Source organism: Candidatus Omnitrophota bacterium (assembly GCA_041649175.1).
Classification (GTDB): Bacteria; Omnitrophota; Gorgyraeia; order Zapsychrales; family JBAZNR01; genus JBAZNR01.
The window spans coordinates 999,057-1,012,104 of the sequence record JBAZNR010000001.1; the positions used below are offsets into that span (position 1 = coordinate 999,057).

Sequence of the window (13,048 nt, forward strand, 5' to 3'; positions counted from 1 at the left end):
AGGATTCAAACATGTCTCAAGCTTTGGATATTGATGTTTTGGTTAGTGAGTTAATTACCAACGATGATATTTCGGCGAAACAAAAGATCGTCGGCGAGATCTTTAAAATGGCTAAGGCCAAGGGTATTTTCTTGGCTTCCATTCATGATCTTTATAAAGCCCGCGGTGAAGGAAAGTGGAGCGATTTTACCGTTCCGGCGATGAATTTACGCTGTTTAACCTATTATTTGGCTAAGGCGATCTTTCGCGTTGCCAACAAAACCAATGCGGGCGCTTTTATCTTTGAAATCGCCAAATCCGAAATGGGCTATACTGGCCAACCGCCGATCGAATATACGGGCGTTATTTTAGCGGCTGCAGTTAAGGAGAATTTCTCCGGCCCTGTATTCATTCAAGGTGATCATTGCCAATTAAAAGCCAAAGCCTTTTTTGCTGATCCCAAAAAAGAAGTAACCGCGGTTAAGCATTTGCTGGAAGACTGCATTGCTTCTGGTTTTTATAATATCGACATCGATAGCTCAACTTTGGTTGATCTTGATAAAAAAACTACTGCCGAACAGCAGGAGAATAATTTCAAGGTCTGCGCTGAGCTGACGGAACATATTCGCAAAATTCAGCCTGAAGGCATTATGGTTTCTGCCGGAGGCGAGATCGGTGAAGTTGGCGGGAAAAATAGCACCGTAGAAGAATTAAAAGCGTTCATGGACGGTTACTTGGCTTGTTTACCGCCCGGAACCGAAGGGATCAGCAAAATCAGCATTCAAACCGGAACATCGCACGGCGGCGTGGTTTTACCCGACGGCACGATGGCTCAGGTGAAAGTTGATTTTGATTGCATTAAAACTTTGTCAAAATATGCGCGCGACAATTACGGGATTTCCGGCGCGGTGCAGCATGGTGCGTCCACCTTGCCGTCCAACGCCTTTGGAAAATTCCCGGAAATGGACACCGTCGAGATCCATTTAGCGACGAATTTCCAGAACATGATGTTTGACAGCGTTTTGTTCCCTAAAGAACTTAAGGAAAAAATGTATCTGTGGGTGAAAAAGAATTGCGCGGATGAAAAGAAAGCTAATCAAACCGAAGAGCAATTTGTTTATTCAGCCCGCAAAAAGGCTTTAGGGCCGTTCAAGAAAGAAATTTTCGCTTTGCCGGAAAAAATTAAAGAAGGCATTGCCCAAGAGATGGAAGCCAAATTTGATTTCCTCTTTAAACAGCTCAAAGTAGGAAATACAAAAGCGATCGTTGGGCAATTCATTAAACGCAAGGATGTTGAATTAGGGTTAAACAAACAAGCCAAAGCGATTTTAGATGGCGAGGGTGATGACTAATAAATGACGGCTCGGCTTACGCAGCGTTGTTGCGTAAGCCGATAGCCGGAATTTACCCCGCGTTTTGTTTTTGAAAAAACAGCGGGGGCGTAGGTTTCTAATTTAAGGAGAATGTTAATGGCTAAAATTTATTATGAGAAAGACACTGATTTAAATTTTATCAAAGATAAGACGATCGCGGTGATCGGTTATGGTATTCAAGGCCGCGGACAAGCCTTAAATTTACGCGACAGCGGTTTAAAAGTTATTATTGGCCAACGGGAAGGTTCGGTCAATTACGATCAAGCTAAGAAGGATGGTTTTGAGCCCATGGATGCCGCGGCCGCCGCAAAACAAGCGGACATTATTCAGATCTTGACGCAAGACCATGTTCAGGCTGAGATCTATAAGAAATCCATCAGAAAACATCTTAAAAAGGGGAAAACGTTGATGTTTTCTCACGGATTTAATATTCATTTTAAACAAATTGTCCCTTCGCCGGATGTGGATGTAGTAATGATCGCGCCCAAAGGGCCGGGTTCGTTGGTTCGTCGTCAATACGAAGAGGGAAAAGGAGTTCCTTGTTTGGTTGCCGTTCATCAAGACGCGTCAGGAAATGCGTTAAAGACTGCGCTCGCTTACGCGAATGGAATTGGCGGCGCTCGCGCCGGAATTCTTGAAACAACATTTAAAGAAGAAACCGAAACCGATCTTTTTGGCGAGCAAAGTGTTTTGTGCGGCGGTGCTTCAGAACTTATTAAAGCCGGATTTGATACGCTTGTGGAAGCCGGATATCAGCCGGAAATCGCGTATTTTGAATGCTTACACGAATTAAAGCTCATTACCGACCTTATTTATGAAGGCGGCTTGCAAGGAATGCGCAAGAAAGTTTCTGATACAGCCGAATACGGTGATTATACGCGCGGCCCGCGTGTTGTCGATGCTAAAACGCGTAAAACCATGAAGAAAATTCTAGGCGAAATCCAATCCGGAAAATTTGCCCGCGAATGGATTAGGGAAAATAAGCAAGGCCGCCCCAATTTCAATAAATACCGCGAAGAAACAGCTGCTCTACAAGTTGAGAAAGTCGGTGCAGAGCTTCGTGGTATGATGCCTTGGATGAAGAAGTAATTTAATCAAATCTTAGATTACGAGCCCCGCTATTTTGTTAGTAATCAAGAAGCGGGGCTCAGTCTTTAAAAATCGTTATGGACAAAATTCTTTACTTGAGCCTCGGAGGAATTGTCGGAACGCTGGCAAGATACGGCCTGGCGGGTGTGGTTTATCGATTTTTTGGGACGAGTTTCCCATTTGGGACATTTGCCGTAAATATTCTAGGATGTTTATTGGTCGGATTCTTTGCCTCTCTTTCAGATAAAAAGTTTCTACTCGATCCCAATACGCGTTTGCTGCTTATGGTTGGCTTTTGCGGGGCCTTTACTACTTTTTCCACGCTTATTTTAGAAACGGATCATTTACTTAAAGACGGTGAAATGATCAAAGCTTTTTTAAATATTTTGCTAAGCGTTGTGGTTGGTTTTATTGTTTTTAGGGTTGGCATTTTCTTGGGAAAAATCATATAATCATCAGAAAAGAGAATAGGCTATGAAAATTCCGGCAGACGGAAAATTACTAAGAATTTTTATCGGCGAGGCCGACAAATGGCAGGGCAAACCTCTCTACGAAGAGATCATTTATCTGGCTAAAAAAGAAAAAATGGCCGGGGCAACCGCCATCAAAGGTTTTATGGGTTTCGGCTGTAAAAGCCACTTGCATACGGCCAAGCTTTTAAGGCTTTCGGAAGATCTTCCGATCATCATTGAAATTGTGGACAGCGAAGAAAAGATCAATCAATTTTTGCCGCATTTAGATGAGATGGTCAAAGAAGGATTGATCACTTTAGAAAAAGCCAATGTGGTTATGTATCGGGCTTAAGAAATGAATACAGTTATGCAAAACAAAGCCGAAGTTCAAAATAATTCTACGATCAAGCTTCACCTCGGATGCGGGACGAATAAATTGTCCGGCTGGGTCAATATTGATTCTGTTAAAGACTGTCAGCCCGATTTAGTTCACGATATCATGCGTCCTTTGCCGTACGCGGACCAAACGGTCGATGAGATCTTAGCGGAAGACCTCCTCGAGCATTTTGATAAATATATGCGCTATATTGTTTTTGGCGATTGGGCGCGGGTTTTAAAAATCGGTGGCACAATAACCATTCGTGTGCCAAACTTTAAAAAGCTTCTTTTCCGGTATTTTAAATTTGGGTTTGATAATTTAGTGGATATGGCCTTTGGAGAGAATATGTGGCGTTCAGAAATTTATTTAGGGCATTTTGGCAATCACAAATGGGGTTATTCGCCCGAGAGTTTAAGCGCTTTTGTGAAAAATTTTGGCATTACTTCATCAAAAGTTACTCTCGAAGGCCTTAACATCAAGCTAGTCGGTTCCAAAGACCGACACGCGACCACTGATGAACTAAATAAACTGATGATTTACGCACATGCCAACAAAACGGGCCAAGGGAAACCATTCCTTTCGCTTGGGTTTGTTAGGGAAAAAATCAATAAATTTCAAAACTCAATTTAAAATAAAAGGTGATAAAAATGGACGACAAAAATAAAGTATTGATCTTTGATACAACGCTGCGCGACGGAGAACAGGCTCCGGGCGCCAGCATGAATGAAAAAGAAAAGTTAGAGATCGCTTACGCTTTGGAACGTTTGGGCGTTGACGTGATCGAGGCCGGATTTCCCGTTATCTCCGAAGGGGATTTCAATTCGGTCAAAAACATCTCAAAACATATTAAGAATTCTATCATTTGCGGTTTGGCGCGTTGTGTTAAAAAAGACATTGACGCGGCCTATGAAGCGGTAAAATCAGCCAAATATCCGCGCATTCATGTTTTCTTGGCGACATCCAAGATCCACTTGCAGTATAAATTAAAGAAAAGCGCCGATGAGATCTTGCAGATGGCGGTTGATTCGGTGAAATACGCCAAATCAAAAGTTTCTGATATTGATTTTTCTCCGGAAGATGCTTCGCGCAGCGAAAAAGATTTTCTCTATCGCGTATTGGAAGCGGTCATTGATGCCGGTGCCACAACGGTTAATATTCCCGACACGGTCGGTTATGCAACTCCAGCGGAATATGGGCAATTAATGGCGGATATCAAAAACAATGTTCCCAATATTGATAAAGCGATCATTTCAGCGCATTGCCACGACGATCTGGGCTTAGGCGTTGCTAACTCTTTAGCGGCGGTGATCGGCGGAGCGCGCCAAGTAGAATGTACCATTAACGGCATTGGCGAACGCGCCGGCAATGCTTCCATGGAAGAGATCGTAATGGCGATCAAAACGCGCGCTGATTTTTATAAGTGCTTTACGAATATCAATACACAGGAATTTTGCCGTATTTCGCGGTTGGTGAGCAAATATACGGGGTTCATTGTTCCTCCCAACAAAGCCATCGTCGGGGCCAATGCTTTTCGGCATGAATCCGGCATTCATCAAGACGGGATCTTAAAGGAACGCTCAACGTATGAGATCATGCATGGCGAAGATGTTGGTTTTATGGAAACGGGAATGGTGTTAGGAAAACATTCCGGTCGGCACGGATTTAAAGTCCGCTTGCAAGCGTTAGGAATTAATTTAAACGATGCGCAATTAGATAAAGCCTTTGATCGGTTCAAAAATATTGCCGATAAAAAGAAACAGGTTTTTGATGAAGACCTGATCGCCATTGTGGAAGATGAAACGAAATTAGTCCAGAACACCTGGCAATTAATTGACCTGACCATCACTAGCGGAACGAATATCGCGCCCAAGGCAAAGATCGTTTTGCAATCCAAGGGAAAAAAGCATGAGAATAGTTCTTCCGGCGACGGCCCGGTGGATGCCTGTTACAAGGCGATCGACGCTATTACGAAGATGAAAGGCGAGTTGTTGGATTATTCTATTCAATCTGTTACTCGCGGAAAAGACGCTTTGGGCGAGGTAATGGTGAAAGCGCGTTTTGCGGATAAAAAAGTGATCGGCCATGGCGCCAGCACTGATATCATTGAGGCCTCTGCTAAAGCGTATATCAACGCCATTAACAAAGCGCTTTCTAAGGATGTCGCGAACGACTAAATATTATGGAAGATCAAAAAACATATTACGGCTTAGTTGGCTATCCTGTTTCGCATAGCCTTTCGCCTTTAATGCATAATACGGCTTTTGCCGAGTTGGGCATTAAGGCTTCTTATGAGCTTTTTCCTCTTAAAGAAGAAGAGCTAGAGCCTTTTTTTAATCGCTTGAAGGAAAAAAGTTGCGATATCCAAGGTATCAATGTAACGGTTCCATATAAAGAAAAAGTGATCGGTTATCTTAATGGCGTAAGCCCTTACGCGCAAAAAGCCAAAGCCGTTAATACGGTGGTGATCTCTCCTCAACGAAGCCTTCAGGGTTTCAACACGGATGGGCCGGGATTTCTGACGCATCTGACAGAGCTGGGGTTTGACACAAAGGACAAAAAAATCGCCATGATCGGCTGCGGAGGGGTAGCGCGGGCGATCGTATCTGTCCTTTGCCTTTTGCCTGAGCGGCCGAAATTAATTACGATCTATGATGTTCAAAAAGAAAAAGCCGACGGGCTTATTAGCGATCTAGGTAGCCGTCTGGATGTAAGCATTGTAAAGAATGTCGGCGAGGTTTCTGATTTGGGCCTTAAAGAAGCTCAGTTATTGATCAACGCGACACCTATCGGCTTAAAAGAAGAAGATCCCTGCATCGTCGATGAAAAGGCTTTGCACGAAAAAATGCTTGTTTATGATGTGATCTATAATCCTTTGGAGACCAAGCTATTAAAAGCGGCAAAGAAAAAAGGTGCCAAAACGGCCAATGGATTAAAGATGCTTTATTATCAAGGGGTTTTGGCATTTCAACATTGGATGAATGCTGAGTTAGAGCCGGAAGTAAAAAACAAAATGTGGCAAAGCCTAGTGAAAGGGCTTTCGGCCCATTAAGGGATAAAATATGATAGAGACAATTTGGCCTTTGTTCATGTTTATTTTAGGATCGATGATCGGAAGCTTTCTTAATGTCTGCATCGTGCGCATGCCGCAGGAACGCTCCATTGTTTTTCCGCGTTCACACTGCGTTCACTGCCAGAAACAGATCGCTTGGTATGACAATATTCCGTTTGTCAGTTATCTTGTCCTTCGGGGGAAATGCCGCTTTTGTAAAAAGCCTATTTCTTTTCGGTATTTTCTGGTGGAATTCATAACGGCAGTTTTTTTCTTAGGGTTTTATCTTTATTTCGGGCTTAACGGACAATTATTTGCGTATCTTGTTTTGGTGTGCGGCCTTATTGTGGCGACCTTTGTTGATTTGGAACATAGGATCATTCCTGATGAAATTAGCGTCGGAGGAATGGTCGTAGGGTTTATTTTAAGCTGCGCTTTGCCGCAATTGCACAATACCAATTCTCATCTTGTGGCTATGGGGCAATCGGCATTAGGGATTCTAGTTGGCGGCGGAACGATCTATGCGATGGGCCTTTTAGGCGATCTTATCTTTAAGAAAGAATCTATGGGTGGGGGAGATGTAAAATTTCTGGCGATGATCGGCGCGTTTTTAGGCTGGAAAATGGCGGTTGCGACATTTTTCATTGCTCCTATTTTTGGAGCTGTGGCCGGAATTATTGTCAAGATCCGCACGAAAGAAAGCGTTATTGCTTACGGGCCGTTTCTGGCTTTAGGAGCACTTATTAGTCTTTTTTGGTCGGGACCGTTAATCGAGTGGTTTTTGAGCGGCTACGGACTTTATTAGTAAGTTATTGTAAATGTTATCTTTGAAAGAGGCGGTTCGCCTCGCCAAAGCCCATGGCGAGGCGAACCGCCTCTTTAATTCTAAAAGCCCATCGCATAACTTCCTATAATAATTGACAGCTTTTGCCTGCAGTGTTACAATCCTCGCCATGAATAAGAATATTGTTTTAGTCGGATTTATGGGCGCAGGTAAATCTGTGACAGCTAAGCAGTTGCAAGAGCTTTCCCAGAGAAGCCTTGTTTCGACCGACGAATTGATCGAAAAAAAGGAAGGCAAGGCGATCAGCCGGATCTTTCAGGAAAACGGTGAAGCCTATTTTCGTGATCTGGAGCGAAAAGTCATCGAAGAGATCTCTCGAAAAGAAAATCTCATTATTGATTGCGGCGGCGGCGTTATTCTCGACCAGGGCAATATCGACAATTTAAAGAAAAACGGTGTTATTTTCTACCTTAAGGTATCACCGGAAATTATTTATGAGCGTATCAAGCACGAAACGCATCGTCCGCTCTTGAAGGTGGACAATCCAAAAATAAAAATTAAAGAGCTGCTAGAGAAAAGACAATCCCGCTACGAACAAGCCGACCAGATAATCGATACTTCCGGAAAGACCATTGATCAGGTTGCCGGCAGCATTTTAAAATTAATTTAGCATGAATGAAGCAGAAGCTTTGATGGCTTTAAATGCGGTTCCCGGATTAGGGAATGCCCGCATTAAGAAATTGATCGACCGTTTTGGCTGTGCCAAAACCGTTTTTTCTTCCTCGGCCAAGGACCTTGGATCTAGCGGTATTGTTTCATCGGAAATAGTCAACTTGATAAAAACCCTCGATGTCGACGACTATTTGAAACAAGAAGCTCAATTGATCAAGCGTTTTGGGACAGAGGTTGTCGCGTTTACGGATGAACAATATCCTAAAAACCTTAAAGAAATTCCCGATTGTCCGGTGCTTTTGTATTGTAAAGGAAATATCTCAAAGCTTGATCATTTGGCCGTTGCCGTTGTCGGCTCTCGAAAAGCATCGATGTATGGACAGGCGACCGCGGAGAAGCTGGGTACAAATTTAGCCGAATTAGGAATAGCGGTTGTTTCGGGGATGGCGCGCGGCATTGATACGTGCGCGCACCGGGGAGCGTTAAAAGCAAAAGGCATAACGGCCGCTGTTTTAGGCTGCGGCTTGTCGCATATTTATCCGCCGGAAAATAAAAAATTATTTGATCAAATTGCCGAGCAAGGAACGGTTATTTCAGAATTCTCGATGGCAACGCCACCTGCGGCTTATCATTTTCCTCAGCGCAATCGGATCATTAGCGGGCTTTCTTTAGGCGTTGTGGTGGTAGAGGCATCCTTTAAAAGCGGAGCGCTTATTACCAGCGATTTTGCTCTAGAACAAGGACGGGAAGTTTTTGCTGTTCCCGGGAAAATTGATAATCCGGCGGCCTTAGGTGTTAATCGCCTCATTCAACAAGGGGCGAAGCTCATTAATGGCGTTGAAGATATCATTGAAGAATTAAAGCCGCATCTTCAGCTTCCCGTTGAAAGAAGTATTCAAAAAGAAGAGGAAAAGACGGTTTTACACGATCCTCTTGACCCAAAACAGGGAGGCGTCTATCGGCTTCTCAATAAGGAACCGGCGCATATCGACACATTGGTTGATAAAACTCAGTTTTCTTTGCCGCAAATATCATCAATTCTGCTACAATTAGAGCTCAAAAAGCTTATTAAACAGTTGCCGGGAAAGTTTTTTGTCCGGATAGAGAAATAATTAAGTCTTCTAGGATTTCTGTCGCACAAAAGGAAAATCATACATGGTAAAAGCACTCGTGATCGTAGAGTCACCCGCGAAAGTTAAGACGATCAATAAGATCTTGGGGAAGAATTTTAAAGTCCTTTCTTCGATGGGGCATTTGGTCGATCTCCCTGCATCTAAACTCGGCGTTGACCTGGAGAATAACTTTAAGCCGCAATTGATCGTTATGCGTAAAAAACAAAAGGTTTTAAAGGATTTGAAGAAAGAAGCGAAAACAAAAAAAGACATTTATATCGCGACAGATCCCGATCGCGAGGGAGAAGCCATCGGCTGGAATATTGCCAATCAACTCGGTGATGAAAAAAATTTCTACCGCATTACCTTCCATGAAATTACCAAAGATGCCGTTTTAAAGGCTTTCAAAACTCCTCGTAAGTTTGACTTAAAGAAAATTGACGCTCAAATCGCTCGTCGGATCTTAGATAGGATCGTGGGCTATCAGTTAAGCCCGCTTTTATGGAAAAAGATCGGCTCACATTTAAGCGCCGGGCGCGTTCAATCGGTGGCGCTGCGCCTTATCGTTGACCGCGAGCGTGAGATCCAGAAATTTATTCCGCAAGAGTATTGGGAGATCGCCGTCGACTTAAAAAAGAAAGGTTATGAAGATATTCTTTGCGCTGATCTGGAAAGAATAAGCGGTGAAAAGATCGATCTGCAGGCAAAACTTCCCACCGATGATGTTGTGGCTCAGATCAAAAAAGAAGATTTTAAGGTCACAAATATCACCAAGCGGGATGTCAAGCGCAGTCCTTCGCCTCCTTTGATCACCAGCACGCTTCAACAAGATGCTTTTAATAAATTAGGATTTAACGCCGCTAAGACGATGATGATCGCCCAAGAACTTTATGAAGGCGTGGAATTAGAGGGGGGCGAGGCTGTCGGTCTTATTACCTATATGAGAACCGATTCCGTCAATATCGCCAAAGAGGCTATTGAAAAAGTCCGCGGTCTTATTGAGAAATCTTACGGCAAAAAATATCTGCCCGAAAAACCTAATGTTTATAAATCAAAGAAATCCGCCCAAGAGGCGCATGAGGCTATTCGTCCATCGGATGTTGACCGCAGCCCCGAAGATATTCAAAAATATCTCTCTGTCGATCAACTTAAGCTTTATCAGTTGATCTGGAAGCGATTTGTGGCTTGCCAAATGACAGACGCGCTTTTTGAAAGCAAAAAAATAGAAATTACCGCCGGAAAATTCCAATTCGGCGCGTCAGGATCAACGCTTAGCTTTGACGGATTTTTAATTTTGGATAAAGAATCGCGCGGCGCGGATAAAGCCATCGATCTATCGCATTACAAAACCGGCGATCTAATGGATCTCGTTGATATTCACCCCAGTCAACATTTCACCAAACCTCCGGCGCACTATTCGGAAGCAACGCTTGTTAAAGCTTTAGAAGAAGACGGCATTGGCCGGCCCAGTACTTATGCGCCCATCATTCAAACACTGGTGTATCGTAATTATGCCAACCGTGACAAGGGGTATTTTAGCGCTACTGAACTCGGAATGATGACTTGCGATCTTCTGGTTCAATATTTTCCAAAGATCATGGATATCGGGTTTACCGCGACGATGGAGGAGCATTTAGATTTAGTGGAAGAAGGAACGCTGGAATACACGAAGCTCCTCAATGAGTTTTATCAACCATTTAAAGAAGAGCTTGAATATGCCATGGGTAAAATTGAGAAAACCCAGACACTTCTTGAGAAAAAATGTCCTCAATGCGATCGGCCGATGGTAGTCAAGTGGGGCCGGCGCGGCAAGTTCTTAAGTTGTTCCGGATTCCCCGAATGTAAATTTGCCCAAGGGTTCGGGATGGGCGTTAAATGCCCGCAGGAAAATTGCGGCGGTGAGCTTATTGAGCGCCGCTCCAAGCGCGGATCGACCTTTTACGGATGCAGTAATTATCCGACATGCAGGTTTATAGCCAATAAACTTCCTCAAGAGCAAAGCGCGCCAGGCGAAAAGCATGAACCGATACCTTGAAAAATTCTTGCCCTATTTGGAAATTGAAAAGAACTATTCCAAGCACACGGTTCTCAATTATAAAATCGACTTAGAAGATTTCTTTAAGGTTGTCGGCGATGTGGCGATCGAGCAGATCGATTACCTTGTTTTGAGAAAATATTTAGCCGCTATCCGTTCTCGCGAGCATAAGCCCCGCACGGTTGCCCGAAAACTTTCCTCGCTGCGCAGTCTGTTCAAATTCCTGCAAAGAGAAGGTTATATTAAAAATAATCCGGCTACGCTTCTCATGACGCCGAAATTAGATAAAAAACTTCCGGTTTTCTTGACGGAAGAAGAAGTATTTAAATTATTGGACGCGCCTTCCGGCGATGATGTGGCGGGGTTGCGTGATCGGGCGATTTTAGAAACACTTTACAGCACCGGAATTCGCGTGAGCGAACTTGTCGGTTTGGATGTGGATGCGGTTGACCTTATTAGCAATATCGCTAAAGTAGCCGGTAAAGGAAAAAAAGAAAGACTGGCTCCTATTGGCAACAAGGCTACTTCGGCTATTCGCGAATATTTAGGAAAAAGAAAGCATAAAAGCAGCGCTCTTTTTTTGAATAAAAACGGAACGCGGCTGACAGATAGAAGTATTCGTAACATCATCAATAAGTATATTCATTTGATAAGCCTACGCGCCAGCCTTTCTCCGCATGCGTTGCGGCATTCCTTCGCGACACATATGCTTAATCGAGGCGCGGATTTGCGTTCGGTCCAAGAGCTTTTAGGGCATGTGAATCTTTCCACAACACAGATCTACACACATATGACAACCGAAAAGATAAAAGGGGTTTACGATAAGGCGCATCCGCGCGCTTAAGTTTTTTAAACGCTATGGTTATTTTCTACGATTCTTTTTTTATTCTTTTTGCTGTTATCTATTTCCCTTATCTTTGCCTTAAAGGAAAATGGCATAACGATTTTGTTATGCGCTTTGGGTTTTTCCCCGGCTCTTTAAGAAGATCAATTTCGTCGCGAAAGAATATTTGGGTTCATGCCGTAAGTGTCGGGGAAGTCTTGGCGGTTGCTAAACTCATCCGTGGCATTAAAGAACAATATCCGTCGCATCAAATTGTTGTTTCAACTGTGACAACAACCGGATTTAAAATGGCTTGTCTTAATTTTCCCCAAGATATTGTGATCTATGCGCCGGTAGACTTTAGTTTTTCCGTGAATCGTTATATTAAATTGATCTCTCCTCAACTTTATATTGCCGCCGAAACAGAAATTTGGCCGAATTTATTTCATGCGTTAAGCAAGAAGAGTGTTCCTATTATTCAGGTGAACGGCCGTATTTCCGATAAAGCGTTTAACCGATACCGTTTGGTTCAATTTATTTTACGTCCTATTTTAAATTGTGTTCGCCTTTTTTGTGTGCAAAGCGAGCAAGATGCCAAGCGCATTATTGCGCTAGGTGCTAAAGAAAAAAACGTTAGAATAACCGGCAATATGAAATTTGATGACCTGCCGGAAATGGACGGGCCAGCGTTAGAAAACCTTGGGCTTAACGAAGGAGATGCCGTTTTGGTCGGCGGCAGCACTCATCCCGGGGAAGAAGAAATTCTGGTTAATATCTTCAGAGAATTATCTAAGGAATTTTCTTCTCTTCGCTTGATCATCGCGCCGCGGCACATTGAACGGGCGGATGATATTTTTAAGCTTATTGAAAAGCAAGGGCTCAGGGCGCAAAAATTCTCTCAAATTAAAAATGAGAAGCCGCAAGGTCGGCCAGTTATTGTCGTTGATGCGATGGGGCATCTACGCTTACTTTATAAATTGGCAAAAATTGTTTTTGTAGGAAAAAGTTTAACCAAGCGCGGCGGCCAAAACATCATTGAGCCGGCGTGTTTTGCGAAGCCTATCATCGTTGGACCCTGGACGGAAAATTTCAAAGATGTGGTCAATATTTTCGCGCGTGAAAGATCTATTATCCAGGTTAATGATGAACGCGAGCTTCTCAATGAAGTGCGGAATTTATTGAAAGATCCACAGCAAGCACAGCGCTTAGGGTCTTTAGCGAAAAATGTTGTTCAAAAAAATCAAGGCGCAACAAAGCGCACCTTAGAAATAATTACAAAAGAAGCAGCATTGGCGTAAGAT

Annotated in this window: 13 protein-coding genes; all 13 read left to right on the top strand. The window is 43.4% G+C overall.

Features of this window, described 5'->3' with window-relative positions:
- Positions 1 to 11: 11 nt before the first annotated feature.
- The gene (locus WC676_04115) at positions 12 to 1,331 is read left to right on the top strand and encodes a class II fructose-bisphosphate aldolase (protein MFA5059790.1); all 1,320 of its coding nucleotides are present in this window, start codon (positions 12 to 14) and stop codon (positions 1,329 to 1,331) included.
- A 117-nt stretch (positions 1,332 to 1,448) separates the two neighbouring features.
- On the top strand, positions 1,449 to 2,441 hold the full coding sequence (gene ilvC / locus WC676_04120; protein MFA5059791.1) for a ketol-acid reductoisomerase: 993 nt from the start codon (positions 1,449 to 1,451) through the stop codon (positions 2,439 to 2,441).
- A 77-nt stretch (positions 2,442 to 2,518) separates the two neighbouring features.
- Positions 2,519 to 2,893 carry a fluoride efflux transporter CrcB gene (crcB, locus tag WC676_04125; protein MFA5059792.1) on the top strand — a complete coding sequence of 125 codons (375 nt, stop codon included), beginning with the start codon at positions 2,519 to 2,521 and terminating at the stop codon, positions 2,891 to 2,893.
- 22 nt (positions 2,894 to 2,915) lie between these two features.
- Positions 2,916 to 3,245: a DUF190 domain-containing protein gene (locus WC676_04130; GenBank protein MFA5059793.1), complete on the top strand. Its 330-nt coding sequence runs from the start codon at positions 2,916 to 2,918 to the stop codon at positions 3,243 to 3,245.
- A 3-nt stretch (positions 3,246 to 3,248) separates the two neighbouring features.
- Entirely contained in the window at positions 3,249 to 3,902 is a 654-nt protein-coding gene (locus tag WC676_04135) for a methyltransferase domain-containing protein (GenBank protein ID MFA5059794.1), read from the top strand.
- A 17-nt stretch (positions 3,903 to 3,919) separates the two neighbouring features.
- Entirely contained in the window at positions 3,920 to 5,446 is a 1,527-nt protein-coding gene (locus WC676_04140; protein ID MFA5059795.1) for a 2-isopropylmalate synthase, read from the top strand.
- 5 nt (positions 5,447 to 5,451) lie between these two features.
- A complete protein-coding gene (aroE, locus tag WC676_04145) occupies positions 5,452 to 6,321 on the top strand; it encodes a shikimate dehydrogenase (GenBank protein MFA5059796.1) in 870 nt (289 codons plus the stop codon).
- 10 nt (positions 6,322 to 6,331) lie between these two features.
- Positions 6,332 to 7,126: a prepilin peptidase gene (locus WC676_04150; GenBank protein ID MFA5059797.1), complete on the top strand. Its 795-nt coding sequence runs from the start codon at positions 6,332 to 6,334 to the stop codon at positions 7,124 to 7,126.
- A gap of 148 nt (positions 7,127 to 7,274) precedes the next feature.
- Entirely contained in the window at positions 7,275 to 7,775 is a 501-nt protein-coding gene (locus WC676_04155) for a shikimate kinase (GenBank protein MFA5059798.1), read from the top strand.
- Between the two features lies 1 nt (position 7,776).
- Complete coding sequence (dprA, locus tag WC676_04160; protein MFA5059799.1) at positions 7,777 to 8,889, top strand: DNA-processing protein DprA; 1,113 nt, start codon at positions 7,777 to 7,779, stop codon at positions 8,887 to 8,889.
- Between the two features lie 43 nt (positions 8,890 to 8,932).
- Positions 8,933 to 10,924 (top strand): type I DNA topoisomerase, encoded by a 1,992-nt coding sequence (gene topA, locus WC676_04165; protein MFA5059800.1) that lies wholly within the window; start codon positions 8,933 to 8,935, stop codon positions 10,922 to 10,924.
- Positions 10,908 to 11,768 (top strand): tyrosine recombinase XerC, encoded by an 861-nt coding sequence (gene xerC, locus WC676_04170; protein MFA5059801.1) that lies wholly within the window; start codon positions 10,908 to 10,910, stop codon positions 11,766 to 11,768. The genes topA and xerC overlap by 17 nt, the downstream gene beginning before the upstream one ends.
- A 14-nt stretch (positions 11,769 to 11,782) precedes the next feature.
- The gene (locus WC676_04175; protein MFA5059802.1) at positions 11,783 to 13,045 is read left to right on the top strand and encodes a 3-deoxy-D-manno-octulosonic acid transferase; all 1,263 of its coding nucleotides are present in this window, start codon (positions 11,783 to 11,785) and stop codon (positions 13,043 to 13,045) included.
- The last annotated feature ends 3 nt before the right edge of the window (positions 13,046 to 13,048 follow it).